At 70.1% G+C, this 25251-nt stretch carries 29 protein-coding genes and 1 riboswitch; of the genes, 13 read left to right on the top strand and 16 right to left on the bottom strand.

Features of this window, described 5'->3' with window-relative positions; genetic code table 11:
• The first annotated feature begins 42 nt into the window (after nucleotides 1-42).
• The 5 genes from GEV27_RS09620 (at nucleotide 43) to GEV27_RS09600 (ending at nucleotide 4716) form a co-directional block, all read left to right on the top strand.
• Nucleotides 43-918, top strand: a complete 876-nt coding sequence (locus GEV27_RS09620) for a hypothetical protein (protein WP_153934143.1) — start codon at nucleotides 43-45, stop codon at nucleotides 916-918.
• 111 nt (nucleotides 919-1029) lie between these two features.
• Nucleotides 1030-1881, top strand: a complete 852-nt coding sequence (locus GEV27_RS09615; protein ID WP_153934142.1) for a 3-hydroxyacyl-CoA dehydrogenase — start codon at nucleotides 1030-1032, stop codon at nucleotides 1879-1881.
• Between the two features lie 41 nt (nucleotides 1882-1922).
• Nucleotides 1923-2546, top strand: coding sequence for a DUF1992 domain-containing protein (locus GEV27_RS09610; RefSeq protein WP_309222149.1), 624 nt, complete (start codon nucleotides 1923-1925; stop codon nucleotides 2544-2546).
• A 62-nt stretch (nucleotides 2547-2608) separates the two neighbouring features.
• Entirely contained in the window at nucleotides 2609-3481 is an 873-nt protein-coding gene (locus tag GEV27_RS09605) for a DNA-3-methyladenine glycosylase (RefSeq protein WP_153934613.1), read from the top strand.
• A gap of 17 nt (nucleotides 3482-3498) precedes the next feature.
• Nucleotides 3499-4716: an MFS transporter gene (locus GEV27_RS09600; RefSeq protein WP_153934141.1), complete on the top strand. Its 1218-nt coding sequence runs from the start codon at nucleotides 3499-3501 to the stop codon at nucleotides 4714-4716.
• 68 nt (nucleotides 4717-4784) lie between these two features.
• On the opposite strand, the gene GEV27_RS18310 is transcribed toward GEV27_RS09600, so the two are convergent.
• The 3 genes from GEV27_RS18310 to GEV27_RS17570 all read right to left on the bottom strand — a co-directional run bounded on the left by GEV27_RS18310 (nucleotide 4785) and on the right by GEV27_RS17570 (nucleotide 5880).
• On the bottom strand, nucleotides 4785-5009 hold the full coding sequence (locus GEV27_RS18310; RefSeq protein ID WP_375335589.1) for a VOC family protein: 225 nt from the start codon (nucleotides 5007-5009) through the stop codon (nucleotides 4785-4787).
• A 34-nt stretch (nucleotides 5010-5043) separates the two neighbouring features.
• The gene (locus GEV27_RS09590) at nucleotides 5044-5664 is read right to left on the bottom strand and encodes an L-threonylcarbamoyladenylate synthase (RefSeq protein ID WP_153652747.1); all 621 of its coding nucleotides are present in this window, start codon (nucleotides 5662-5664) and stop codon (nucleotides 5044-5046) included.
• Between the two features lie 69 nt (nucleotides 5665-5733).
• Nucleotides 5734-5880, bottom strand: a complete 147-nt coding sequence (locus tag GEV27_RS17570; protein ID WP_194840006.1) for a GPGG-motif small membrane protein — start codon at nucleotides 5878-5880, stop codon at nucleotides 5734-5736.
• A gap of 213 nt (nucleotides 5881-6093) precedes the next feature.
• Here GEV27_RS17570 and GEV27_RS09585 point away from each other — a divergent pair, with 213 nt between their 5' ends.
• The 4 genes from GEV27_RS09585 to cobA are packed head-to-tail and all read left to right on the top strand — an operon-like array spanning nucleotide 6094 to nucleotide 10353.
• On the top strand, nucleotides 6094-6891 hold the full coding sequence (locus tag GEV27_RS09585) for a phosphoadenylyl-sulfate reductase (RefSeq protein ID WP_153934140.1): 798 nt from the start codon (nucleotides 6094-6096) through the stop codon (nucleotides 6889-6891).
• Between the two features lie 47 nt (nucleotides 6892-6938).
• Nucleotides 6939-7850, top strand: a complete 912-nt coding sequence (cysD, locus tag GEV27_RS09580) for a sulfate adenylyltransferase subunit CysD (protein ID WP_153911261.1) — start codon at nucleotides 6939-6941, stop codon at nucleotides 7848-7850.
• Nucleotides 7850-9160 carry a sulfate adenylyltransferase subunit 1 gene (locus GEV27_RS09575; RefSeq protein ID WP_153911260.1) on the top strand — a complete coding sequence of 437 codons (1311 nt, stop codon included), beginning with the start codon at nucleotides 7850-7852 and terminating at the stop codon, nucleotides 9158-9160. The genes cysD and GEV27_RS09575 overlap by 1 nt, the downstream gene beginning before the upstream one ends.
• A complete protein-coding gene (gene cobA / locus GEV27_RS09570; protein ID WP_153934139.1) occupies nucleotides 9157-10353 on the top strand; it encodes a uroporphyrinogen-III C-methyltransferase in 1197 nt (398 codons plus the stop codon). Before GEV27_RS09575 ends, cobA begins: the two co-directional genes overlap by 4 nt.
• Nucleotides 10354-10401: 48 nt before the next feature.
• Here the strand turns inward: cobA and GEV27_RS09565 are convergent, their stop codons facing one another.
• The 3 genes from GEV27_RS09565 to GEV27_RS09555 all read right to left on the bottom strand — a co-directional run bounded on the left by GEV27_RS09565 (nucleotide 10402) and on the right by GEV27_RS09555 (nucleotide 13129).
• Nucleotides 10402-11109 carry a hypothetical protein gene (locus tag GEV27_RS09565; RefSeq protein WP_153911259.1) on the bottom strand — a complete coding sequence of 236 codons (708 nt, stop codon included), beginning with the start codon at nucleotides 11107-11109 and terminating at the stop codon, nucleotides 10402-10404.
• 136 nt (nucleotides 11110-11245) lie between these two features.
• Nucleotides 11246-12538: an HNH endonuclease signature motif containing protein gene (locus tag GEV27_RS09560; protein WP_153934138.1), complete on the bottom strand. Its 1293-nt coding sequence runs from the start codon at nucleotides 12536-12538 to the stop codon at nucleotides 11246-11248.
• A gap of 336 nt (nucleotides 12539-12874) precedes the next feature.
• Nucleotides 12875-13129: a hypothetical protein gene (locus GEV27_RS09555; protein WP_153934137.1), complete on the bottom strand. Its 255-nt coding sequence runs from the start codon at nucleotides 13127-13129 to the stop codon at nucleotides 12875-12877.
• A gap of 363 nt (nucleotides 13130-13492) precedes the next feature.
• On the opposite strand from GEV27_RS09555, the gene GEV27_RS09550 reads away from it, so the two are divergent.
• The gene (locus GEV27_RS09550) at nucleotides 13493-14341 is read left to right on the top strand and encodes a hypothetical protein (RefSeq protein WP_153934136.1); all 849 of its coding nucleotides are present in this window, start codon (nucleotides 13493-13495) and stop codon (nucleotides 14339-14341) included.
• Nucleotides 14342-14348: 7 nt separating this feature from the next.
• Here the strand turns inward: GEV27_RS09550 and GEV27_RS09545 are convergent, their stop codons facing one another.
• The 4 genes from GEV27_RS09545 to GEV27_RS09530 all read right to left on the bottom strand — a co-directional run bounded on the left by GEV27_RS09545 (nucleotide 14349) and on the right by GEV27_RS09530 (nucleotide 16826).
• Nucleotides 14349-14834, bottom strand: a complete 486-nt coding sequence (locus GEV27_RS09545) for a hypothetical protein (protein WP_153934135.1) — start codon at nucleotides 14832-14834, stop codon at nucleotides 14349-14351.
• Nucleotides 14801-15196, bottom strand: a complete 396-nt coding sequence (locus GEV27_RS09540; RefSeq protein WP_153934134.1) for a hypothetical protein — start codon at nucleotides 15194-15196, stop codon at nucleotides 14801-14803. Before GEV27_RS09540 ends, GEV27_RS09545 begins: the two co-directional genes overlap by 34 nt.
• On the bottom strand, nucleotides 15189-15554 hold the full coding sequence (locus GEV27_RS09535) for a hypothetical protein (protein WP_153652756.1): 366 nt from the start codon (nucleotides 15552-15554) through the stop codon (nucleotides 15189-15191). The genes GEV27_RS09540 and GEV27_RS09535 overlap by 8 nt, the downstream gene beginning before the upstream one ends.
• 99 nt (nucleotides 15555-15653) lie before the next feature.
• A complete protein-coding gene (locus tag GEV27_RS09530) occupies nucleotides 15654-16826 on the bottom strand; it encodes an acyl-CoA dehydrogenase family protein (protein WP_153934133.1) in 1173 nt (390 codons plus the stop codon).
• Nucleotides 16827-16961: 135 nt separating this feature from the next.
• Between GEV27_RS09530 and sigK the strand changes: the two genes are divergently transcribed.
• Genes sigK through GEV27_RS09515 form a run of 3 tightly spaced genes read left to right on the top strand, consistent with a single transcriptional unit; the run spans nucleotide 16962 to nucleotide 19070 of the window.
• On the top strand, nucleotides 16962-17561 hold the full coding sequence (gene sigK / locus GEV27_RS09525) for an ECF RNA polymerase sigma factor SigK (protein ID WP_243838672.1): 600 nt from the start codon (nucleotides 16962-16964) through the stop codon (nucleotides 17559-17561).
• Entirely contained in the window at nucleotides 17558-18259 is a 702-nt protein-coding gene (locus GEV27_RS09520; protein ID WP_153655031.1) for an anti-sigma factor domain-containing protein, read from the top strand. The genes sigK and GEV27_RS09520 overlap by 4 nt, the downstream gene beginning before the upstream one ends.
• 43 nt (nucleotides 18260-18302) lie before the next feature.
• The gene (locus GEV27_RS09515) at nucleotides 18303-19070 is read left to right on the top strand and encodes a serine aminopeptidase domain-containing protein (protein ID WP_309222148.1); all 768 of its coding nucleotides are present in this window, start codon (nucleotides 18303-18305) and stop codon (nucleotides 19068-19070) included.
• Between the two features lie 213 nt (nucleotides 19071-19283).
• Here the strand turns inward: GEV27_RS09515 and gcvP are convergent, their stop codons facing one another.
• The 6 genes from gcvP to gcvH all read right to left on the bottom strand — a co-directional run bounded on the left by gcvP (nucleotide 19284) and on the right by gcvH (nucleotide 25240).
• Nucleotides 19284-22103 carry an aminomethyl-transferring glycine dehydrogenase gene (gene gcvP, locus GEV27_RS09510; protein WP_309222147.1) on the bottom strand — a complete coding sequence of 940 codons (2820 nt, stop codon included), beginning with the start codon at nucleotides 22101-22103 and terminating at the stop codon, nucleotides 19284-19286.
• A gap of 88 nt (nucleotides 22104-22191) precedes the next feature.
• Nucleotides 22192-22280, bottom strand: a riboswitch (glycine riboswitch).
• A gap of 78 nt (nucleotides 22281-22358) precedes the next feature.
• Complete coding sequence (locus GEV27_RS09505) at nucleotides 22359-22940, bottom strand: MerR family transcriptional regulator (protein WP_153652761.1); 582 nt, start codon at nucleotides 22938-22940, stop codon at nucleotides 22359-22361.
• A 166-nt stretch (nucleotides 22941-23106) separates the two neighbouring features.
• A complete protein-coding gene (locus tag GEV27_RS09500) occupies nucleotides 23107-23571 on the bottom strand; it encodes a bifunctional nuclease family protein (protein WP_153934132.1) in 465 nt (154 codons plus the stop codon).
• A gap of 4 nt (nucleotides 23572-23575) precedes the next feature.
• Complete coding sequence (locus GEV27_RS09495) at nucleotides 23576-24295, bottom strand: MerR family transcriptional regulator (RefSeq protein ID WP_208430938.1); 720 nt, start codon at nucleotides 24293-24295, stop codon at nucleotides 23576-23578.
• Nucleotides 24292-24762, bottom strand: coding sequence for an FHA domain-containing protein (locus tag GEV27_RS09490; protein WP_208430822.1), 471 nt, complete (start codon nucleotides 24760-24762; stop codon nucleotides 24292-24294). Before GEV27_RS09490 ends, GEV27_RS09495 begins: the two co-directional genes overlap by 4 nt.
• Nucleotides 24763-24862: 100 nt before the next feature.
• Entirely contained in the window at nucleotides 24863-25240 is a 378-nt protein-coding gene (gene gcvH / locus GEV27_RS09485) for a glycine cleavage system protein GcvH (RefSeq protein WP_153652764.1), read from the bottom strand.
• Nucleotides 25241-25251 lie beyond the last annotated feature (11 nt).

The raw sequence follows: 25251 nt of genomic DNA, 5'->3' as shown, positions 1-25251 counted from the left end.
GCGACCGCGGGCGGCAGAGTCCTCGTCCCCTATCGTGGAGAGATGCTCCTCGGTCTTCTGGCTGCATCGGGAGCGGCGCTGTCCTACGGCGTCGCCTCCGTGCTCGAGGCCGTCGCGACCCGCCGGACCGAGACCGTCGAGGGCCTCGATCCGCGACTGATGGTGCGGCTGCTCAGGTCGTGGCAGTACGTCCTCGGGGTCGCGCTGGACGGGCTGGGGTTCCTCCTCAGCCTGGTCGCGGTCCGCTCGCTGCCCCTGTTCGCCGTGCAGTCCGTCGTCGCGAGCTTCCTGGCGGTCACCGCGATCCTGGGCGCGATCTTCCTGGGCATGCGGCTGGGCCGCGGCGACTGGATCGGTCTCGGGGTCGTCGTGCTGGGTCTCGTGCTGGTGGGGGCATCGGCGACCTCGGACAGCAGCGTCGACGTCAGCCGCGCCGAGCAGTGGGGAGTCCTGGCTGCCGCGGCGCTGCTCGCGGTGCTCGCCGTGCCGCTCGCCAAGCTGGACGGCGCAGCGGGGGCGACAGCTCTCGGGGCCGTCGCGGGCCTGGGCTACGGCGTCACTGCGGTGGCCTCCCGGATGCTGCCCGGCGACCTGTCGCTCGCCCACATCGCCGGTGAGATCGACACCCTTCTCGCGAGCCCGGCGACGTACGCCCTCGTGGTCGGGGGTGCCGTGGCGATGCTGACCTATTCGGTGGCGCTCCAGCGCGGGAGCGTCACACGGGCGACCGCCCCACTGGTCGTCGGCGAGACCGTGGCGCCGGCCGTCGTCGGACTCCTCCTCCTCGGCGACCACGCGCGTCCGGGATGGGGACCGGTCGCCGTCGCGGGATTCGTTCTGGCGGTGGTCGGCGCCGTCAGCCTCGCCCGGCACGGTGAGATCGAGGCCCCTGAACCTGCGGCCCCCGAGCAGGGCTGAGGGGTGAGCGACGCGTCACAGGGCGCCGTCATCACGAATACCGAGGTCCGCCCACGCGTTGACGATGAGTGCCGCCTTGCCGGCGGCACCACTTCGCAGGAAGGACACGACATGCAGAACCTCACTGTCCTGGGCACGGGTGTGCTCGGCTCGCAGATCATCCTCCAGGCCGCTTACCACGGCAAGGACGTCGTCGCGTACGACATCAACGACGAGATCCTGGGCAAGCTGCCCGCGCGGTGGGAGTTCCTGCGTGAGCGCTACCTCGCCGACCTGCCCGATGCGACCGAGGAGAAGGTCGACGCCGCGGTCGCGCGCATCCGTGCGACGAGCGACCTCGCCGACGCGCTGAAGGACGCCGATCTCGTCATCGAGGCGGTTCCCGAGGTGCTGGACATCAAGCGGGACACGTGGGCGAAGGTCGCCGCGGTCGCTCCGGAGAAGACGATCTTCGCGACCAACTCCTCGACCCTGCTGCCCAGCGACATCGCCGACGCGACCGGACGTCCCGAGAGGTTCTTGGCGCTGCACTTCGCGAACGAGATCTGGCGCAACAACACCGGCGAGGTCATGGGGCACGCGGGCACGTCAGCCGACGCGTTCGAGGACGTGGCCCAGTTCGCCGAGCAGATCGGCATGGTGGCGATCCGCGTCAAGAAGGAGCAGCCCGGCTACGTCCTCAACTCCCTGCTCGTCCCACTGCTGAGCGCGGCGGCCGACCTGTGGGTGCGCGGCGTCGCCGACATCGAGACGATCGACCTCACCTGGCGCAAGGCCACCGGCGCCCCCGCCGGACCGTTCCAGATCTTCGACGTCGTCGGCATGGAGACGCCGTACAACCTGAACGTCCGCAGCGACGACCCGGTCAAGCGGGAGTTCGCCGAGATCATCAAGCGCGACTACATCGACAAGGGTCGCCTCGGACTTGCCGCAGGCAAGGGCTTCTACGACTACGAGGCTTGACTCTCCCTGCGTACGCTGGACAGGTCCGACGACGGGGTGAGGTGGCAGTGAGCGAGGGTGACCGCAGGAGGCACGACTATCGCCGGCGCCTGGAGAGCGAGCAGGCCGGGCACGACGAGTCCGAGGACTCCCCCGAGGCGGCTGCGAAGGCACGCGAACGGCGCATCGCGAGCCGGCCCGCGTGGGTCGAGGTCCAGGTCCAGCAGGCCATGCGCGACGGCGAGTTCGACAACCTGCCCGGTGCGGGCAAGCCCATCCCGGGCATCGACCGCCCGCACGACCCCGACTGGTGGCTCAAGCGCCTGGTCGAACGGGAGAAGATCAGCGTCCTGCCACCCGCGCTGGCGCTGCGGACCGAGGATGCCCGTCTCGATGAGGTGCTGGACCGCGAGGCCGTCGAGGACGGCGTGCGCCGGCTGGTCGAGGACTTCAACGCGCGGATCATCGACGCGCGTCGTCAGCTGCAGGGCGGACCCCCGGTCATCACTGCGCTGCGGGACGTCGACGTCGAGGTCGAGGCGTGGGCTCGGCGTCGGCGCGTGCGTCTCGCGGAGCAGAAGCGCCGCCTCGCCGAGATCAGGGCGGCCGAGCGTGCTGCCGCTCCCCCCTCGCGGTGGCAACGCCTGATCGCCCGACTGCGCCGCATGGTGGGTCGGCGCCCGTGACCGATCCGTCCGATGCCCCACCGTTGACGAGGGAGCTCGAGCTCACGTCCGATGTCAATGTGATGTTGACGCTGACGTTGTTGCGCCGGGGCGCGGGCGACCCGACCACGCGTCGGGACGGCTCGGTGCTCTGGCGGACCAGCCGCATGGCGACGGGGCCGGTCACCTATCGACTGCATCAGCCGCACCGGCGGCTCGTGACGGCCGAGGCCTGGGGGCCCGGCGCCGCCGAGATGCTCGACGGTCTGCCGGCGCTGGTGGGCGCAGAGGACGATCCGACCGGATTCGATCCGCACCACCCGATCGTCGTGGACTCCCATCGGCGACACCCCGGTCTGCGGGTCCCCCGCACCGGCCGCGTGCTGGAGGCGCTGATCGGGGGTGTGATCGAGCAGCGGGTCGTCGGGCTGGACGCCTTCGCCGCGTGGCGTCGGCTGCACATGAGGTTCGGCGACCCGGCGCCCGGCCCCGCGCCCCACGGCATGCGGGTGTTCCCGACCGCCGAGACGTGGGCGTCGATCCCGTCGTGGGAGTGGCACCTGGCCGGCGTCGATCCGCAGCGCGCCCGCACCGCCCAGGCCTGCGCCCGGCTGGGTCGGCAGGTCGACGACCTCGTGACGGCGCACGGCCGCGACCACGCTGCGGTCGTCCGTGGTCTGCGCAGCGTCCCCGGTGTCGGCGTGTGGACCGCGGCGGAGGTCGGCATCCGCGCGCTGGGCGATGCTGACGCCGTCTCGTTCGGCGACTTCCACGTGGCCAAGGACATCGGACACGTCCTGGCAGGCCGCCCGTTCGACGACGCGGAGCTCGCGGAGGCGCTCGAACGGTGGCGCCCGCACCGTCAGCGGGTCGTGCGCCTCATCGCCCTCAGCCCCTTGGTCCGGCCCGAGCGCCGCGGCCCTCGCAGTCCGCGGGTCGACCACCGCGCGATCTGACACGATGAGTCCCGATCATGGACGACTCGACCTCTCACGCGACGACGCCGGCGATCCGGCCGCGTGCTGTCGCCGGTCGGGTCCCCGGATGGGCGCGCGTCGCCCTCGCGATGTTCGCGGTCGGCTGGGGCGCCAACCAGTTCGCGGCGATGCTGCTGGTCTATCGCGATGAGGACGGCGTCTCCAGCCAGGTGGTCACCGCCCTCTTCGGCGCATACGCACTCGGCCTCATCCCGGCTCTCCTGATCGTCGCGCCCATCTCCGACCGCATCGGCCGACGTCGTGTCGTGCGGCCGGTGCTGGTGCTGTCGACGCTGGCGACCGTGGTGCTGATCATCGCCGGCGACAGCTTCGGGCTCCTGCTGCTCGGTCGGCTCGCGGCCGGTGTCGCCTCGGGCGCGGCGTTCGCTCCCGGGACCGCGTGGGTCAAGGAGCTGTCCGCGGACCGGCCCACCGGCACCGGCGCCAGACGGGCCGCGCTCGCCCTGTCAGCGGGGTTCGGATCCGGCCCGCTCGTGGCGGGCATCTGCGCGCAGTGGCTCCCCGCCCCGACCGTCCTGCCGTACGTCCCGCACCTGGTGCTGATGGCGTTCGTCATCGCGATCGCCTGGCACGCCCCCGAGCCGTTCGTGCCGCGGAGCAGCGACGAGCCCCGTCGGCGCAGCGAGGTGCGGGAGGCGCTGCTGTCGCGGCCGTTCCTCATGGGGGTCCTGCTGACCGCCCCATGGGTGTTCGGCGCCGCCTCGACGAGCTTTGCGACCCTGCCCACGTTCGTCGACATCGGTGTCGCGCCGATCGCGGTCACCGGAGCGCTGGCGGGCCTCACCCTGTGGACCGGGGTGGCCATCCAGCCGCTCGGACGTCGTCTGGGCGATCCGCGGCGGATCATCACCACCGGTCTCGCAGCCGCGGTGGCCGGCCTGGCGACGGGTCTGGTCCTCGACCTGACCGGGGCGGCCTGGCTGGTGCTGCCGTCGGCGATGCTGCTCGGCGCGGCGTACGGGCTGGTCCTCGTCGGCGGACTGACCGCGGTCGAGGCGCTCGCGCGTCCGGACGATCTCGGCACCCTCAACGCGGTGTTCTACAGCCTGACGTACGTCGGCTTCGCCGCCCCGCTGCTCAACACGCTCGCGCTCACCCACGTCTCGCCGGAGACGCTCATGCTCGTCGGCATCGCGGTGATCGCCGCCACCGTGCCCCTGGTGCTGGCCGCACGTCCTAGTCGGCCGCGATGATCGAGAAGACGTTGCCCGACGGGTCGGCGAGCCACGCGATGTCCGGGCCGTGGCCGCGCATGACGCTGTCAGGGTCCTGGGGCAGGTCCGGGTAGCGCAGCAGCTCGATGCCGCGGCCGGTCAGCTCGGCCCTTGGGATAGACCAGGACGCTGTGCCCGTCGCCGAGATCGATTCGCGCCAGGCCTCCCGTTACGTCCTCGACCTGCAATCCCAGGGCCTCACGGTAGAACCGCACTGCCTCGGCGACGTCACGCACGGAGAAGCCACTGAACGGGCCTCGGTAGTCGACCATCGCACTCACCTCGTCCGCTGGTTCGCGGCTGCCGTCACTCGAACGGCGTGGGGTCCCCCGCGCCCACACGGACGACCTCGGCCACCCCGTCGGTGAAGTCCACGACGGTCGTGGGCTCGGCGACGACGTCCTCGCCTGACTCGATCACCGCGTCGACCTGTCCGTCGAGCTCCTCGGCGATGACCCACGCCGCGCTCATGGCCTCGGACTCGCCCGGCAGGATCAGCGTCGTGGACAAGATCGGCTCCCCCAAGGCCGTGAGGAGGGCTGTCACGATGCGGCTGTCGGGGATGCGCACCCCGACCGTCTTCTTCTTCTCGTGGAGCAGACGGCGGGGCACCTCGCGCGTCGCGGGCAGGATGAACGTGTACGGCCCGGGGGTCGCGTTCTTGACCGCCCGGAAGATCGCGTTGTCGACGTGCACGAAGTGGCCCAGCTGCGCGAAGTCCTTGCACACCAGGGTGAAGTGGTGCTTCGCGTCGAGCTTGCGGATCGCGCGGATGCGGTCGAGCGCGTCTTTGTTGCCCAGCTGCGCGCCCAGCGCGTAGCCGGAGTCGGTCGGATAGGCGATCAGCCCACCGTCCTGGATGATGGCCGCAGCCTGGTCGACCGACCGCTGCTGCGGGTTCTCGGGGTGGATGTCGATGAAGCGCATGCCATGAGGCTACGACGATTGCCCGGACATGGCGAAGGGCCGTGCGCCTGCACGACCCTTCGCCATGATTCAGCTGAAGATGCTCACGCCTCCAGGGCCCACCAGGAGCGCGACGACGATCAGCACGGCTCCGTAGAGGAAGTCACGCTGGACGAGCCGGATGACTCCGAACACGCCGATGATCAGTGCGGCGATCCACAGAATGGTCTCCCACATGGTTTCCCTCCCTGTTGGTGACGACTCATGCCGTCGGCGCAGCGGGTACCCCGCTGGATCCTTCGTAATCGACGGCCCCGCGCGTGTGACCTGGGTCACCGGATCGCGTTCCGGGATACGGACGAGCCGTCGACGCCGACGACACGCGGCGCGGCGCGACCTACGCTGGGCGACGACCGGGAACCGCCGACGTGTCCAAGAGGGGTGCACCTGATGAGCGAAGTCGCCCTGACCCTGGCGGAACGCCGCGAGCGACAGATCGCGCACCAGGAGGCACGTGCCACGCACCTCGCCTCCCGCGAGGCGCTGCTGTCCCCCCGCCGCAGCAACGAAGAGCTCCGCGCGATCGCCGAGGCGGCGCAGCAACGGCTCGCCGACACGGACACCGACACCGTGCTGGCCTGGGTCGGCCAGGAGTTCGGCTACCGCACGGCCGTCGCGTGCTCGATGGCCGACGCCGTGCTCCCCGCGGTCGTCGCCCGGCACGTGCCGTGGGTCGACACCCTCTTCCTGGAGACCGGCTATCACTTCGCCGAGACGATCGGCACCCGCGATGCGGTCGAGGCCTCGATGCGCCTGACGATCGTCGACGTGAAGCCCCGCCTCAGCGTGGCCGAGCAGGATGCCGAGTTCGGCGAGCGGCTCTACGAGCGCGACCCCACCCTGTGCTGCGCGATGCGCAAGGTCGAGCCGCTGCACGAAACCCTGCAGGGCTACGAGGTCTGGATCACCGGCGTACGACGCGACGAGGGTCCCACCCGCGCGGACACGCCGTTCATCTCCTGGGACGACAAGAACGGCCTGGTCAAGATCAACCCGCTCGCGGCGTGGACGTTCGACGACCTGCTGGCGTACGCGGCCGACCACGACATCATCGTCAACCCGCTCGTCAACGACGGCTACCCCTCGATCGGCTGCGCCACCTGCACCCGCCGGGTCGCGCCCGGCGAGGATCCGCGCGCGGGCCGCTGGGTGGGGCTCGACAAGACCGAGTGCGGCCTGCACTCCTGATCTGCCCGACCTGCACCTGACAAGACCTGCACCTGACAAAGGGAACGATGACCCAGACCGACGAACGCCGTCTCACCCAGCTCGAGTGGCTGGAGTCCGAGGCGATCCACATCATCCGCGAGGTCGCCTCGGAGTTCGAGCGACCTGTCCTGCTGTTCTCCGGCGGCAAGGACTCGGTCGTGATGCTGCACCTGGCGACCAAGGCCTTCTGGCCGTCCCCCGTGCCGTTCCCGGTGCTCCACGTCGACACCGGACACAACTTCCCCGAGGTGCTGGCCTTCCGCGACGCCACGGTCGAGCGACTGGGCCTGCGGCTCGAGGTGGCCAGCGTGCAGGACTACATCGACGACGGGCGGCTGCGCGAGCGCAGTGACGGCACGCGCAACCAGCTGCAGACCCAGCCCTTGCTCGACGCCATCACCGGGGGGCGGTTCGACGCCGTCTTCGGTGGTGGTCGTCGCGACGAGGAGAAGGCACGGGCCAAGGAGCGCGTGTTCTCCCTGCGTGACGAGTTCGGCCAGTGGGACCCGCGCAACCAGCGTCCCGAGCTGTGGAACCTCTACAACGGTCGCCACCGCCCGGGCGAGCACGTCCGGGTGTTCCCGCTCAGCAACTGGACCGAGCTGGACGTGTGGCAGTACATCGGTGCCGAGGACATCGCCCTCCCCGAGCTCTACTACGCCCACCAGCGCGAGGTCTTCGAGCGCGACGGCATGCTCGTCGCGGTCAGCGACGTGTCGCTGCCCCGTGACGGCGAGACGACGTCGAAGCGCCAGGTCCGCTACCGCACGGTCGGTGACATGTCCTGCACGGGCGCGGTCGAGAGCGACGCCGTCACCGTCGAGGACGTCATCGTCGAGGTGGCAGCCACACGTCTGACCGAGCGAGGCGCGACCCGCGCCGACGACCGGGCCTCCGAGGCAGCCATGGAGGACCGCAAGAAAGAGGGCTACTTCTGATGCGTACGCTTCTGCGTCTCGCGACCGCCGGATCGGTCGACGACGGCAAGTCGACCCTCGTCGGGCGGCTCCTGTACGACTCCAAGTCGGTGCTCGCCGACCAGTTCGACGCCGTCGAGCGGGTCAGCCGCGACCGCGGCCTGGCGTCCGCCGATCTCGCGCTGCTGACCGACGGACTGCGTTCGGAGCGTGAGCAGGGCATCACGATCGATGTCGCCTACCGCTACTTCGCCACGGCGGAGCGCTCCTTCATCCTGGCCGACTGCCCCGGGCACGTGCAGTACACGCGCAACACCGTCACCGGCGCCAGCACCGCCGACGTGGTGGTCCTGCTGGTCGACGTGCGACACGGCATCCAGGAGCAGACTCGCCGCCACCTCGCGGTCGCCTCGCTGCTGCGCGTGCCCCACGTCGTGGTCGTGGTCAACAAGATCGACCTCGTCGACTTCGACCAGGCCACGTACGACCGGGTCTCCGAGGAGGTGCTCGCCTCCGCCAGGAGCCTCGGCCTCCACGACGTGGCGACCATCCCGGTCTCGGCGCTCGACGGCGACAACGTGGTCGAGCGCTCAACGCGTACGCCGTGGTACGACGGCCCGAGCCTGCTGGCGTTCCTCGAGCAGCTCTCGCCGGTCGGCGACCCGCACTCCGAGCCGCTGCGCTTCCCGGTGCAGCTGGTCATTCGTCCGCAGTCCGCCGCCGGCGAGGAGTTCCGCGACTACCGCGGCTATGCCGGACAGGTCTCGTCCGGGCTCGTCCGGGTGGGTGACGCGATCACGGTGCAGCCGAGCGGCCGCACCAGCGTCGTGACGGGAATCGACTTCGCGGGGCGCGAGCTCGCCGAGGCGTACGCGCCGCAGTCGGTGACGCTGCGCCTGCAGGACGACATCGACATCTCGCGCGGTGACCTCATCGTCACCTCGCGCAGCGTCCCGCCCGTCACCCAGGACATCGACGGCACGATCGCCTGGCTCGCGGAGAGCAGGCTGGTCCCTGGCACCAAGGTGCTGCTCAAGCACGGCACCCGGACGGTCCAGGCGATGGTCAGGTCGATCGGCGGCAAGCTGGATCTCGACGATGCCCGCCTGCTGCCTGCCGACGGCCTCGGTCTCAACGACATCGGGCACGTCACGCTGCGGCTCGCCTCCCCCATCCCGGCCGAGGAGTACCTCCACTCGCGCGGGACGGGCGCGTTCCTGCTCGTCGACGGCCAGGACGGCACGACGTTGGCCGCGGGCATGGTGGGCGATGCGCTGCTCGACACCGTGACCGAGATCGAGGCCGACGCCGCGGCTACAGTCCCTGCATGACCGGAAGCCTCCCGCTGACGCTCCGGATCGCGGGACGTCGTGTCGTGGTCGTGGGCGGCGGGCACGTCGCGACGCGGCGCACGCTGTCGCTGCTCGAGGCAGGCGCCGCGGTCGTGGTGATCTCGCCCGAAGTCTCCGCGTCTCTCGCCGCCTCGATCGCCCGCGGTGAGGTCGAGTGGGTCGAGCGGACGTACGTCACGGGCGACCTGACCGGAGCGTGGCTCGTGCAGACCGCCACGGACTCCCCCGTGGACGACCTCGTGGCCCGCGATGCCGAAGCGGCTCAGATCTGGTGCCTCAAGGGGGGCGATCCCGAGCACGCGACAGCGTGGGCGCCCGCCGTGGCCCGGGTGGACGACGTGCTGGTCGCGGTCAGCGGCGGCGGCGACGCAGGTCGTGCCACCGCCCTGCGCGACGGCGTCGCCGCGGCGCTGCAGGCAGGTGAGCTGCCGATGCGGCACCGCACCCATCACCCGGACGGTTTCGTGGCCCTCGTCGGCGGGGGACCCGGTGACCCCGGCCTGTTGACGACCCGTGGCCGACGGCTCCTGGCCGAGGCGGACGTCGTGGTGGTCGACCGGCTCGCACCGCACGCGGTCCTGGCCGAGCTCGACGCCGACGTGGAGGTCATCGACGTCGGGAAGATGCCGGACCACCACCCCGTCCCCCAGGACGAGATCAATGCGCTGCTCATCGCCCGGGCCCGCGAGGGCAAGGTCGTCGTCCGGCTCAAGGGTGGCGACCCGTACGTCTTCGGGCGCGGCGGCGAGGAGCTGATCGCGTGCCGGGACGCCGGGATCCCGGTCGAGATCGTCCCCGGCGTCACGAGCGCGATCTCGGTCGCGGCGGCCGCCGGCATCCCGGTCACGCACCGTGGTGTGGCGCGAGGCTTCTCGGTGGTCACGGGCCATGAGGACATCGCGACGCTCCCCCACGACGGCGACCACACGCTCGTCATGCTGATGGGGGTCAAGCGCCTCGCACAGACCTGCGCGGACCTCATCGCGTCCGGTCACAGCGCCACGACGCCCGCCGCGATCGTCGAGCGGGGCTACAGCCCGACGCAGCGGGTCACCGTCGCGACCCTGGACACGCTCGCCGCCACGGCAGCCGCCGCAGGAGTCGAGTCGCCCGCGATCACGATCATCGGCGACGTCGTCACGCTCTCTCCGGCGTGGGTCGGCCGGACATGACGATGGTCCCGAGCCGCGTCAGCAGCTCGGGACCATCTGTTGGTGCGACTACTTGATCGTGCCCTTGCCCTCGCCCTCGATCCGCTTGTCGTGCAGCAGCTCGCCCTCGGCGTCGACGGGGACGACCGTGACCTCGAAGGTGATCGGCGAGTTCTTCTGGTACTTGAAGTTCTCACCGTAGGTGTACTTCTGACCCGCACCGAAGGGGTAGACGCCCTTCTCGTTGAAGGCGCCCGGAGCCAGGGCGTCCTTGTTGACCTGCTGCTCCTCGAACAGCGCGTCGTCGACGATCGAGTCCATGCCCTGCATGTACTTCCAGTCGTCGTAGCGCGCCTCCACGCTCACCCGGGACGAGCCGAGATCGATCGGCTGGCCGTTGTTGGTGATCACGTAGTTGACGAACACGATGTCGTCGCCCTCGTCGAGCAGGGGCTTGTTGGTGTCGGGATCGACGAACTGACCGGTCTTGGTCGCCTTCGTGGTGCCGACCTGGAAGACGTCGACCGTGATGTCGCCGGCCTTGACCGTCGAGATCTTCTCCCCGGCCTCCTTCGCCGGCAGGGCCCATGCGGGCTGGTCGCCGGACGCTGCCGGAGCCGCTTCCGAGGTCTCCTCGGTGGGCTCGGGAGCAGGAGCCGCGGCGGACGACTTGGTGTCCTCCTCCGGCTCGTCGGATCCGCCACAGGCGGAGAGCCCGACGAGGGCGAGTGTGGCGATGGTGGCCGCGGCGACCCGGCGTGTGCGAGTGATGAACATGCAGTCCCCTATCTGTTCGCGCCGGGGGCAGCGGCCGACACTCAGGAAGTCGGCAACGTTCAAAGCCGTCCGGCGAGACACACTGTAACGACCCGGCTCGCCGCCTCTCCCCGCAGGTCGCGGCGGACGGTGTCGCTCAGGCTGCTCGAGGTCTCTGCCGGGCGAACCTGGCGTGCCGCCGAGGGTTCTGCTCGGGGTCGACCCGCTTGGGCGGGATCACCTCGACGACCCCGTCGTCGGCCATCCGCGCCGTCCACTCCCCCTCGTGGAGCAAGAAGTGGTGGAAGTGGCACAGCAGCGCCGCATTGTCGAGGTCGGTCGGCCCGCCCTCGGCCCAGAAGTTCAGATGATGCGCCTCGCACCACGCCGGTGGCCGATCGCAAGCCGGGAACACGCAGCCCTTGTCGCGGACGGCCAGTGCGAGGCGCTGGTGGCGGTCGTAGATGCGCCGCGTCGCGCCGAGATCGAGGATCTTGGACTCCGAGTCCAGGTAGAGCGCCACGAGGCGGGCGTTGCAGGCCAGGCGCTGCGCCTTGCTCGCCGAGGTCGTCGTCCCGGAGGTGTTGGTAGCCGTGCCGCGCCCGGTACGCAGGTCGTCGACATCGACGGTGACAGCGACCGTTGCAGCCAGGCCTCCCGACTGCGGCAGCGCTCCGGTCGGCAAGTGGGCGATCAGCTCGGTGAAGGCATGGCCCATCTTCTGCTCACGCGGCAGCGCGTCGAAGTCGCTGACGTCCATGCCGTGCCTGGCCGCGTTGATCATCGAACGGCGTGGGGCGATGATGCCCTCGATCGCGGCTCTCAGCGTGTCGGCGTCCGCGTCCGGGATCGTGAACGCGCCGTGCGTGGTGCCGTCGCCACGACGCTTGATCATCAGGCGGGTCGCCTCCCACGCCTTCTGCTCCTCGCGGCGGACCTGCTCGCCGAGCACGTCATCGGCCCCGTCGGGATCGATGACCTCCAGCACCCGGTTGGCCAGCCGCCGCAGGTCGTCCAGGTGGTATCGCCCGGCAAGCTCGATCAGGTGGGCCTCGGCGTCCGTACGCTCCTGCTCGCCGACCCAGTCCGGCAGGCGCTCGATCGCCTGCATGATCACCTTGGCCTGGTCCGTCGAGATCGCGCCGCTTGCCCATGCGGCCCGGGTGGTCTCGGTGCTCGCTGTGATCCGGGCCAGAGACGCCAGCTTGGCCGCCTCGCCCTTCGGCATCCCCGTCGTCGACGCCAACCACGCGGTCACGGACACGGCGCCGTCGTCCTTCGGCAATCCCATCGCGTCGGCTGCGCCGGCCAGCCGGGACATCAGCGCGTCCAGCGCGGTGCGGGTCTGCTGGACGGTCCTGGCGACCTCCCGGACCTCCGCCCCGGTCAGCGACCAGGGCTCGAGCGCAGCCACGTCCTCGGTGAGGCAGGACAGCTGGTCGAGGATCATGCGGAACTCCACATCGGGGACTAGAACGTATGTTCGAGTGTATCTCGGAATCGCCCCGTCGCACAACCCCTGCGGGGCGCTTTTTCGCTGATTTTCCAGTAGATTTCGTGCCGACCGTGATTCACTGCTCACCTGCCCTACGGGCCGTCAGGATCGATGGTTCCACACCCCTATATCGGGCACATCGCCCTCGAAGTTGCGCGCACCGTTGAGCAATTGAACGTGCATGACGGTCTCGTGGGCGTTGATCCGTCGCCTGGACGACACCGCTCCGATCCGACGGGATGACGATTTCACGGGCTCGGGTGGCAAACCGCTCTTCTACGGCGCGGATCGTTACGGCGTAGACGTTGAGCCGCCCGGCGGTCCGACGATCGTGTCGCCGATCTTGTCCGCGTAGTCGCCCGCCGTTGGTGCGCTGAAGATCCAGTTGGGTCCGACGAGGTGTGTGTTCGGCTCGACGTCCGCATCGGTGAGCATGCCGTCCATCTCGCGGCCCACATCGAGCTGGGCCTGCAGGTCGCCTTCCCAGGCGAACGTGCTGAACACATCCGAGTCGTTGCAACTACCCGACTCCGCAGCGAGGTCCACAACGTTCTCCTACGTCCAGCCTGTGCAGTCGTAACCGGCGTCCATGAGTGCGTCGCGGAGCTCGACCACCGAGGGCACCCTGCCCAGGTCGTTGCTTGCTGACTCCGCGGAATCTTCGTCGCTGTTGCTCCCCCGCACGCGCTCAACGTCATGAGCGCTGCCGCTGCCAGCAAGAGTCCCAGTCGCTTCATTCGCGCACCCTCCAGACCAAGGAGCCAGCGTGTCTGAGTTCGTTCGAGCCAAGCACCCCCTGTTCGCCCCTTTCAGCACTCGGCCCATTGACGCCTTCGGCGGCGAAGTGATCGACGACGCGACAGCCCACATCCGGTGCCGTTTCGGGCAGCTCGGGTCAATACTGGGCCCATGCACCGCGCGAGGACAGGCCCCACGTCGCTCGTCGTCGCGGTCGTGCTGGTGTCGTCGGCCGCGTGCGGTGGTGGCGCGGACGTCGAGCGCGCGCCTCTGCCCGATGGGATCAGCGTGCACATCGACCAGAGCCGCACCGAGCGAAAGGGACGTGAGGTCTTCCTGCGAGTCCACAACGGCGCCCGGCGCCCGCTCACCGTGGAGCGCTTCGTCCTCACCTCGCCGCGCTTCGCGACCGTCCGGTGGACGGGCACGGAGGAGATCGGGTCGACGTACGAGACCGACCTCGAGTTCGCGATGCCCCGCGGGCGCTGCGGCGGCGCCCTCGACGCCCGGGTCGCGCTGACGTACCGGATCGGTTCGGGCGAGCGTCGCGAGTCCAGCGTCCGGGTGGGTGACCCGTACGGCAACGCCGCCTACTTCGTCGACCGCGACTGCGCGCAGCTCACCCTCGAGAAGGCGGCCACCGTCACCGTCGGCGACCCGGTCGTCAGCAACCAGGACGGGCGGCCCGTGCTGCGGACCCCCATCACGCTGGCCCCGACCGGTCGGGTCACGGGCGTGCGCCTGACCGGGTTCAGGTCGACCCCACTGTTCCGCCAGGCCGGTCGCACCACGCTCGACGTCGCTCTCGACCCCGGAGACCCGCCGACCACGGTCGAGATGTCGGTCGTGCCGGCCCGGTGCGATCCGCACGCGCTGGCTGAGGACAAGGTCGGCACGCTGTTCGGCATCGGCGTCGACGGCCCGGGGCTGAGCGAGAACGCCTCCTACTTCCTGCCGCTCACGCGCGCGCAGCGGACGGCGTTCTTCACCTTCTTCCGCAGCAGCTGCGGCATGAGCTGACGCCCGGCTAGACCCTCTGCGCCTCAAGCCAGCGCCGCAGGTTGCGCTCGCCCTGACGCATGATCAGGTGGTGGCCGGCGACGAACGCCGGCCGCAGGAACCAGCCGGTCAGCCTCATCCACCGACGGTCGACCGCGACCCGCCAGTCGATGTCCATCCGGGACGAAGACGGCCCCAGCTCGACGAACGTCACGATGCCCCGGCCCCGCAGGTCGCCGTCCGACGTGAAGCTCAGCGTCTCCGGCCGCTGCCGCACCAGGTCGTCGAGCGAGAATCTCAAGGCGTACCCGAGCACGCTCCGCGCCCGCAGACGCAACGTGCTCCCGTCGTACGACTCGGTGTGCACCGAGGGCCACCAGACCATCGGGTCGTCGGTCGCCAACCACTCGTCGAGGACGTCCCAGAGATCCTCGCGTGAGCGAGCCACCGACCAGTGCGAGACCAGCACGTACTCCGAGCTCATCGAGGCGACGCCGAACGACGGACCCACCACAGGCCGACGATCGGCAGCACGAGCGGGATGAAGCCGTAGCCGCGGCCGAAGTCCGACCAGACCGTCTCGTCGGGGAACAGGTCGTGGTCGAGCAGCGAGAGCAGCCCCACGACGAGCACCCCGGCGAGCTCGATGCCGATGGTCACGACCGCGAGCCGGTGACGGTTCGTCGCGAGCGCGTACGTCGCCACGACGTAGACGACGCCGGCGACCGCCGACAGGACGTAGGGCACCGCGGTGTCTGAGTCGACCTTGGCGATGAGCTGGTAGATCGAACGGGCCGATGCTGCCAGGGCGAACACCGCGTAGACCGCGACCAGTGCGCGGCCGAAGCCGTGGGAGGTGTCCGACCGCTCAGACATAGGTGCCCTTCCAGATGCCGAGGAGCCGGGCCGACAGCGCAGCCACGGTGATCATCGCGACCACCACGACCCCGGTCCCCCAGCGGGATTTCTCGGCGATGCCCCACAGCACCGCGGCGGGCGGGATCACCACGAGCGTGACGAGATACGACACGAAGAGCACGCCGTCCACGTCGCGGTCGGTCTTGCCGAGGGCGACCGAGCTGCCGACCAACAGGGCGATGAGCGCGATCTCGAGCACCGCGATGGCGTAGAACAGCGGATTGCTGAAGTTCTCCCGACGGTACGTGAGCCAGCCCGCGTACGCGGCGATGGCGAGGGCCAGGATCGCGATGCCGTAGGCCACGAGATCGGTCACGCACTGCCTTTGCTCGAAGCCGCCTCGCTCGAGGTGGCGATGTCAGATGTCCGAGGAGCAGTCTTTCACGCAGCACCGCACCCGTCGTCGCGGGTCAGGTCAGCTGAACGCGCTCTCCCCCGTCAGCGCCTGGCCGAGGATCAGCTGGTGCATCTCCACCGTGCCCTCATAGGTCAGGACCGACTCCAGGTTGTTCATGTGCCGGATGACGGGATACTCCAGCGAGATGCCGTTGGCGCCGAGGATCGTGCGGGACGTCCGGCAGATCTCGAGGGCCTCGCGGACGTTGTTGAGCTTGCCGAAGCTGACCTGCTCGGTCGTGAGCCCCACGCCGTCCTTGCGGCGTCCGAGGTGCAGCGCGAGGAGGAGCCCCTTGTGCAGCTCGAGGCACATGTCGGCCAGCTTGGCCTGGGTGAGTTGGAAGCCGCCGATCGGGCGGCCGAACTGTTCGCGCGTACGGGCGTAGTCCAGGGCTGCCTCGTACGACGAGCGGGCCGCACCCATCGATCCCCAGACGATGCCGAACCGGGCCTCGGTGAGGCAGGACAGCGGGCCCTTCAGGCCGCGGACCTCGGGGAACCGGGCCGAGTCCGGCAGGCGTACGCCCTCGAGGACGAGCTCGGCCGTCGCGGACGCCCGCAGCGACATCTTGTGCTTGATCTCCCGCGCGGTGAAGCCGGGTGAGTCGGTGGGGACGGCGAAGCCGCAGATGCCTTCGTCGGTCTGCGCCCACACGACCGCGACGTCCGCGAACGTGCCGTTGGAGATCCACATCTTGGTGCCGTCCAGGACCCAGTCGTCGCCGACGCGCCGCGCCGTCGTGCGCATGCTGCCCGGGTCGGAGCCGTGATCGGGCTCGGTGAGGCCGAAACAGCCCACGATCTCGCCCGTCCCCATGCCGGGGAGCCAGCGCTGCTTCTCCTCCTCGGACGCCCAGCGCCAGATCGCGTACATCGCCAGCGATCCCTGCACCGAGACCATCGAGCGCACCCCCGAGTCGCACGCCTCGAGCTCGACGCACGCCAGCCCGTAGTCGACCGACGACATCCCGGGCAGCGTGTAGCCCTCCAGGTGCATCCCGAGCAGGCCGAGCTTGCCGAACTCGCGGAACAGCTCGCGCGGCGCGGCAACCTGGCCGGCCTCGAACCACTGCGCGACGTGCGGCTGCACCTGCTGCGCGAGCATCGACCGGACGCTGTCGCGCACCGCGACCTCGTCGGGCGTCAGCAGGTCGTCGAGCGACAAGGGGTCCAGGCGGTCGAAGGCAGGCATGCGACCACGGTAGCCCCACGCGCAGACCACCTAGGATGATCCGTACGGCGCGTCAGAGTTCTGGCGCGATCGACCCATCTCTACCGGAGGCTGCACCGAATGGCTCGTAGAAAGCTTCTCGGAAGGGAGAACGCGGTGTCGCCATCTGCACGGCTGAGACTCGCCGGTGACCCAGGCGACGACGGGGACCCTGTCGTCGACCTCGGTGACCTCCTGACCCGGGTGGGTCGAGGTGACGAGGAGGCCTTTGCCGCCGTGTACGACGCGCTGGGCGCCTCGGTGTTCGGCCTGGCCAGGCGCGTCATCCGCGACCCGTCGCGTGCGGAGGAGGTGGCTCAGGAGGTGTTCATCCAGGTGTGGCAGTCCGCGGCTCGTTTCGACGCCGCCCGCGGCAGCGCCAAGAGCTGGGTCCTGACCCTTGCCCATCGGCGCGCGGTCGACGCCGTCCGGCACGATCAGGCCGCGACCAATCGCGAGAACAAGTACGACTGGTCCAACGGGCCCGACTTCGACGAGGTCGAGGAGACCGTCACGATCAGCCTCGAGCACGAGCAGGTCAAGCGGTGCCTCGACGGGCTCACCGAGCTGCAGCGCGAGGCGGTCAACCTGGCGTACTACCAGGGCTACACCTACGCCGAGGTCGCCACGGCCCTCGAGGCCAACACCGCCACGGTCAAGACCCGGATGCGAGACGGCATCGTCCGCCTGCGCGACTGCATGGGGGTGGCCTCATGACCGCCGACCTGCACTCGCTGCTGGCGCCGTACGCCCTCAACGCCCTTGATCGGGAGGAACGAGCGCGCTTCGAGGCCCATCTCGACCAGTGCGCGCACTGCCAGGACGAGCTGGCCGGTTTCGTGGCCACCGCCGCGCGTCTCGGCGACGCGGTCAGCCACACCCCGCCGCCGGCATTGCGTGACCGCCTGCTTGCCGAGATCAGCCAGACACCGCAGGAGCGTCCGGTCGTCACGGCACTCGCCCAGCGCCGCGGTCTGCGGCGTACGCTCCCTCGCCTCGCGATGGCGGCGGCGTTCCTGATCGGCGCGGTCGGCGTCGGCGGCTACGTCGTGGAGCACCAGAACGCGTCGCAGGAGCGGGCGCACAATGCCGACCTGCAGCGGGTGCTCGGGTCCCCGGACGCGCAGACCGTCGAGAAGGTCTTCGAAGGCGGCGGCAACGTCCGCATGGTCATGTCGCCGTCCAAGGACGCAGCGGTGATCTTCGCCAACGAGCTGCCCAACCCCGGCAGCGGCAAGGTCTACCAGGTGTGGCTGGTCACCGACGACGGTCCGTCGAGCCAGGGCTGGTTCAAGCGCAGCGACGAGATGGTCATGAACGGCATCACCAAGGCCGACCGGGTCGCCGTCACGGTCGAGCCCGAGGGCGGCTCCAAGCAGCCCACCTCGCCGCCGATCGCGACGATCCCTGTCTGACCTGCGCCCCACGGTGCCGCCCTCGCGGTGGGATCATGACGACGTGACCGCACCTCTCGTCCTGATCTCCGCCGCGATGGCGGTGCCGTCGGGCTTCTACCGACCGCTCGTGGCCGCGTTCGAGGAGCGCGGCTGGGAGGCGCAGGCGTTGCCGACGCGCGGCTTCGAGCGCGGGGAGCCCACCGCGAGCCGCGAGCACGACTGGAGCTACGACGACGGCATCCAGCAGATCGCCGACGCGGTGGGCAAGGCTCGGGCCGACCAGCCGGACCGGCCGGTCATCGTCTTCGGGCACAGCCTCGGCTCCCAGTTCTGCCTGGGCCACGAGCTCAACCACCCGCCGAGCGACGGCTTCGTCTCGGTCGGTGCGGGCGTGCCGCACTTTCGCCACTACCCCTACGGCGGGGTCCCGCTGCTGGTGCTCAGCCTCGCGGTGCCCGTGGTGTCGCGCCTCCTCGGCCACGTCCCCAAGCCGTTCTTCGGCGCGCCGGGCGCTCGTACGCTCATGACGGAGTGGGCCGGCTTCATGCGGACCGGGACGCCCCCGTTCCCGGCCGAGGGCACCGTGCGTACGCCCTCGTTGGTCATTCAGCTGCAGGGCGACGCGCTGGCGGTGTCGACGGCCAACAAGGCGTTCGTGGCACGCTTCCTCGACCCTGACGTCACGACGCGCTGGGTCTACACCCGGGACGCCGCGCCCGAGGGTGGCAGCACCGACCACGTCCGCTGGGCCAAGACCCCCGGCCCCGTGGTCGACCAGATCCTCACCTGGTGGACCACGACCCACCCCCACCCCGCCCCCCACCGCTGACGCGCGCCTCCCGTCCGCCGACGCGGGCCTCCCGTCCGCCGACGCGGGCCTCCCGTCCGCTGACGCGGGCCTCCCGTCCGCTGACGCGGGACGCAAACTCTCCCCTCAGCGGACGCAAACTCTCCCCTCAGCGGACCGGACCCTCCCCTCAGCGGACGGGGGCCTCCCCTGAGCGGACCGGAGGCGCGCCTCAGCGGACGGGGCGGGCGCGGCTCAGTCGGCGAAGGCCTCGACCGGGGGGCAGGAGCAGGCGAGGTTGCGGTCGCCGTAGGCCTGGTCGATGCGGCCCACCGGCGGCCAGTACTTGTCGTCGACCGATCCGGCCGGGAAGGCCCCCGTGCCGATGTCGTACGCGTGCTGCCAGTCCAGCAGCGTCCGCATCGTGTGCGGCGCGTGCACCAGCGGGTTGTCGCCCTCGGGCCACTTCCCCGCCACGACGTCGTCGATCTCGGCGCGGATGGCCAGCATCGCGTCGCAGAACCGGTCGAGCTCGGCCAGGTCCTCGGACTCGGTCGGCTCGACCATGAGCGTGCCGGGCACCGGGAAGCTCATCGTCGGCGCGTGGAAGCCGTAGTCGATGAGCCGCTTGGCGACGTCGTCGATCGTGAGCCCCGCGGCCTTCGTGAGCGGGCGCAGGTCCAGGATGCACTCGTGCGCAACGAGGTCGCTGTCGCCCGTGTAGAGCACCGGGAACGCGCTCTCGAGGCGCTTGGCGATGTAGTTGGCCGACAGCACGGCGACCGAGGTCGCGTCCGTCAGTCCCTCGGCGCCCATCATCGCGATGTACGCGTAGGGGATCGGCAGGATGCCGGCCGATCCGTAGGGCGCCGCGCTGATCGCGCCGACGCCCTCGCGCTTGCTCTCGACGGGGTGCAGCGGGTGGGTCGGCAGGAACGGCACGAGGTGCTCGGCCACCGCGACCGGTCCCACGCCCGGTCCACCGCCGCCGTGCGGGATGCAGAACGTCTTGTGCAGGTTGAGGTGCGACACGTCGCCGCCGAACACGCCGGGCTGGGCGTGACCCAGCAGCGCGTTGAGGTTGGCGCCGTCGACGTAGACCTGGCCGCCGTGGCCGTGCACGATCTCGCACAGCTCGGTGATCCCGTGCTCGTAGACGCCGTGCGTCGACGGGTAGGTGACCATGATCGCGGCGAGGTCGTCGCTGTGTGCGTCGCACTGCTTGCGCAGGTCGTCGAGGTCGACCTCGCCCTGGTCGGTCGACTTCACCAGCACGACCCGCATGCCGGCCATGACGGCAGACGCGGCGTTGGTGCCATGGGCCGAGCTCGGGATCAGGCACACCGTGCGGTGCTCGTCACCCCGGCTGCGGTGGTACGCCCGGATCGCCAGCAGGCCCGCGAACTCACCCTGCGAGCCCGCGTTGGGCTGGATCGACACACCCGCGTAGCCGGTCACCTCGGCCAGCCACGACTCCAAGGTCTCGATCAGCTCGATCATCCCGGCGGCGTCCTCGGCCGGCACGAACGGGTGCAGGTCGGCGAAGCCGGGCCAGCTGATGGGCTCCATCTCGGCGGTCGCGTTGAGCTTCATGGTGCACGAGCCCAACGGGATCATGCCCCGGTCGAGCGCGTAGTCGCGGTCGCTGAGCTTCTTGAGGTAGCGCAGCATCTGGGTCTCGCTGTGGTGCTCGTGGAACACCGGGTGGGTCAGGATGTCGTCGGTGCGCAGCAGCTCGGACGGCAGCGACTCGGGCGCCTCGTCCACCGCGGAGACGCCGAACGCGTTCCAGACCGCCTCGAGATGCGCCCGCGTCGTGGTCTCGCTGGTCGAGACCCCCACGTGGTCCTCGTCGACCAGGCGCAGGTGGATGCCCGCCTCACGTGCCTTGGCCACCACGTCCGCAGCCGAGCCGGGGACGGACGCGATCACGGTGTCGAAGAAGCCGCCCTCGGCGACCTCGACTCCCCCGTCCCGCAGTCCTGCGGCCAACAGCCGCGCGGAGGCATTGACCTCCGAGGCGATCTGCCGCAGCCCGTCGGGACCGTGGTAGACCGCGTACATCGAGGCCGCGACCGCCAGCAGCACCTGCGCGGTGCAGATGTTGGAGGTCGCCTTCTCACGCCGGATGTGCTGCTCGCGGGTCTGCAGCGCGAGGCGGTACGCCGGACGGCCCGCACTGTCGACCGAGACGCCCACCAGGCGACCGGGCAGGTGCCGCTCGAGGCCCTGCCGCACCGCCATGAAGCCTGCGTGGGGTCCGCCGTAGAACATCGGCACCCCGAAGCGCTGGGTCGAGCCGACGACGACGTCCGCGCCGAGCGAGCCGGGCGAGGACAGCAGCACCAGCGCGAGCGGGTCGGCCACCACCACGGCGAGCCCGCCGTTCGCGTGCGCAGCCTCGATCGCGGGCCGCGGATCGACGATCTGTCCGTCCGCGCGCGGGTACGCGATGATCGTGCCGGCCGCCTCGACGTCGGGCACCCCGCCCGCCAGGTCGGCCTCGACCAGATCGATCCCGAGGGCCTCGGCGCGCGTGTGTGTGACCGCCAGCGTCTGCGGCAGCAGCCCTGCGTCGATGACGATCGGCAGCTGGTCCTTGCCCTTCGTCGCGCGGCGGATCAGCGTCATCGCCTCCGCGACGGCCGTGCCCTCGTCCAGCAGCGACGAGTTGGCCGTGGGCAGACCCGTGAGATCGGAGATCAGGGTCTGGAAGTTGATCAGCGCCTCGAGCCGGCCCTGCGAGATCTCCGGCTGGTACGGCGTGTAGGCGGTGTACCAGGACGGATCCTCGAGCACGTTGCGCCGGATGACCGCGGGCGTCACGGTCGGGTGGTAGCCCAGTCCGATCATGGCGACGCCGGGGTTGTTGCGCTCGGACAGCGCCCGCAGCGTCGACAGCGCCTCGGTCTCGGTCTGCGCGGCGGGCAGGCCCAGGGCGGACGTGCTGCGGATCCCCGAAGGGACGGCGGCCTGCATGAGCGCGTCCAGCGAGTCGTAGCCGACCCGGCGCACCATGGCGTCCTGGTCGGACGGGGTGGGGCCGATGTGACGGCTGGAGAAGGCGTGGGACACGGAGGGCTCCGAAGGGTCGAGGCGTGGTCGGGCGACGCCTCCCCTTCTGTCACGCCATGCCGCGAACGGCCGGGTGCTCCAGAATTGCCTCGGTCGCGTGGTCCTTGGTGCCTGAGAGGTTCCGGGGAGGAATTGCCCCTTCGGCGCCGCCTGGGCGATCTCTCCCACGCGCGGTCGACAGCGTGGCCAGCCTACCAACCACGCAGCAGTGTGACCGACGCGATCACGTGATGTCGCGCACCTGCGGAGATCCGGTCAGCTGGACAGACGCGCGCGACGTCGTGCCGCGAGCTCGTCGTCGGCAGCCGGGATCTCGACGGCGCGCTCGCTCGGCAGCGTGTGCAACGACCCCTCGATCTCCTTCCACACACCGCCGATCGCGATGCCGAAGACGCCCTGGCCGCCCTGCAGGAGGTCGATGACCTCATCGGCCGAACGGCACTCGTAGACGCTCGCCCCGTCGCTCATGAGCGTGACCTGGGTCAGGTCATCCGTGCCGCGTACGCGCAGGTGGTCGATCGCGATGCGGATCTGCTGCAGCGAGACGCCGGCGTCGAGGAGCCGCTTGATGATCTTGAGCAGCAGGATGTCCTTGAACGAGTACAGGCGCTGCGTGCCGGAGCCGGTCGCGGAGCGGACCGTGGGCTCGACCAGCTTCGTGCGGGCCCAGTAGTCCAGCTGGCGGTACGTGATCCCGGCGGCGTTGCAGGCGGTCGGACCGCGGAAGCCCGCGTCCTCGGGCAGCGGGGAGACGTCGTCGTTGAACAGCAGGCCCTGATCGCTGGCCTCCGCTGCCGCGTCTGAGGCGGTGGTGTCGTTGTCGTGCGACTCGATCATCCGAAACGGCCTTCCAAAGCTGGTATGGGGGAAGACTACCGTCACAGAACTACATCCGTGTACCTTCGGCAGCACTCTCAAGGTAGGGGTGAGAGTTTGCCGGGTCAACGACCGAGCGTGCGAGTCGGCGTGTTGATTTCTGAAGTCTCACTCGAAGGTTGAGGCTTCACTCCTGGAAGTCCTCGGGCGTCACGTCGTCCAGGAACTCGCGGAACTTCTCGATCTCCTCGTCCTCCTCGGTCGTCGAGGCGATCCCCGCCTCGTCGAGGACGTCCTCGGCACACACGATCCGTGCTCCGGCGCGCAGGGCGAGGGCGATGGAGTCCGAGGGCCGGGCCTCGACCTTGACGCCCGAGGCGAAGGCCAGCTCGGCGAAGAAGATCCCGTCGCTGACGTCGGTGATGCGCACCTCCTCCAGCTCGTCGCCGAGGGCCAGCACCAGGTGCTGCATGAGCTCGTGGGTGAGCGGCCGCGTGGTCTCGGTGCCCTGCTGGGCGTACGCGATCGCGGACGCCTCGACCGCACCGATCCAGATGGGGAGGTAACGACTGCCCTCGAGCTCTCGCAGGAGCACCAGCGGCTGGTTGGTCGGCATCTCGACCCGGACGCCCACGACCTCGACCTCGCGCATCAGCTCAACCGCGCAGTCGACTTCTGACCAGGACGGCCTGCAGACGGATGGACAGCGCGGCCAGGCCCGCGATCGTGCGCTCGGCCGCGTCCTTGTCGAGCTGACGCGAGCGCGGCGAGACGACCTGGTCGAACAGCGCGACCTCGCGGTCGGCTGCGGCGCTGAACATCTTGAGGTGCCGCGGCTCGAGGCCCAGCTCGGCGAACTCCCCCACCAGCGCGGCGATCTGCAGGGCGGTCCCGTCGTAGTACGTCTGGGACTTGCGCCGCTTGATGAGCCCGTACTCCTCGATCGCGTCGAGGGTCGCCTCGTCGATGCCGGCGGACTCGATCAGCTCCGCGCGCGACAGGCGCACGGTGCTCGTGCCCTCGAGGAACGACTTCTCGTCGGGCAGGCCGTCCTCGGCGAGGCTCAGGTGCGGGATGCGCGTCTTGGCGGCCTGCTGGGTGTCGGGGACGACGCCCCGGTCCATGTCGTCGAGGACCTGGCGGATGTGCCCGAGGGGCCAGAACTTGTCCCGCTGCTGGCGCAGGATGAAGCGCAGACGCTCGACGTCGTGGAACGAGAACTTGCGATAGCCCGACGGGGTGCGCTCGGGCTCGAGCAGTCCCTCGGACTCCAGGTAGCGGATCTTGGTGATCGTGAGGTCGGGGAACTCGGGCAGGAGCTCGTCGAGCACCTTGCCGATCCCGAGCCTCGACAGCTCCGGCAGCGGCTGGGTCACGCCTTCGTCCTCGGCGCGCCGGAGAAGTAGATGAGGCGGTACTTGCCGATCTGGACCTCGTCGCCGCCGGACAACGTGACCTCGCCGTCGATCCGGTCGCGGTTGACGTAGCTGCCGTTGAGGCTGCCGAGATCCGCGATCGAGTAGCCCGATCCGGAGCGCGTGAAGGTCGCGTGGCGACGCGAGACGCTGATGTCGTCGAGGAAGATGTCGCTGTCGGGGTGGCGGCCCACCGTCACGACATCGCGGTCGAGCAGGAAGCGCGCGCCGGAGTCGGGACCCCGCTGGACCAGCAGCATCGCACTGCCCATCGGGAGGTTCTCCACCGCCGAGACGTCCGAGGCGGACATCTCCTCGGTGTCGGCGTCCAGGATGGGGATGTGAGTCGTGTGATCGCTCACGGGCTGGGGCGCGTCGGCTCCGCGCTCAGTCGATTCAGCGTCGGGCTCGTGGTCCGGCGTAGACATCGGCATTACTCCTGGGGGTTCGACCTTGAGTGCTGGTGGAGACTTGATGTCCAACCTAGCACCCGACGGTGGACACGAGTCCGCGCTTCGTCGGGGCTGGTCAGTCGGCGGTGAGGGCGGCGTACGCCTCGGCCTCGAGCAGCGAGGCGGTGGGGTCGTCGTCGAGGGCGCGGACCTTGATGAGCCAGCCCTCTCCGTACGGATCGGAGTTGATGACCTCGGCGCTGCCGTCGAGGGCGTCGTTGCGGGCGACGACCTCACCGGTCAGGGGCGAGTAGATGTCGCTGACGGACTTGGTGGACTCCAGCTCACCGATCACCGATCCGGAGTCGACCCGGTCGCCGACGGCCGGCAGCTCGACGTAGACGATGTCGCCGAGCTGGTCCTGCGCGAAGTCGGTGATGCCGATCGTGGCGATGTCCGCGTCGAGGCGCACCCACTCGTGCTCCTCGCTGTAAAACAGGTCCTCAGGAATCACCGTGCAGCTCC

It is taken from the genome of Aeromicrobium sp. S22 (assembly GCF_009661045.1).
In the GTDB taxonomy this organism is placed as follows: domain Bacteria; phylum Actinomycetota; class Actinomycetes; order Propionibacteriales; family Nocardioidaceae; genus Aeromicrobium; species Aeromicrobium yanjiei.
This window is presented reverse-complemented; position numbering and strand designations above follow the sequence as displayed.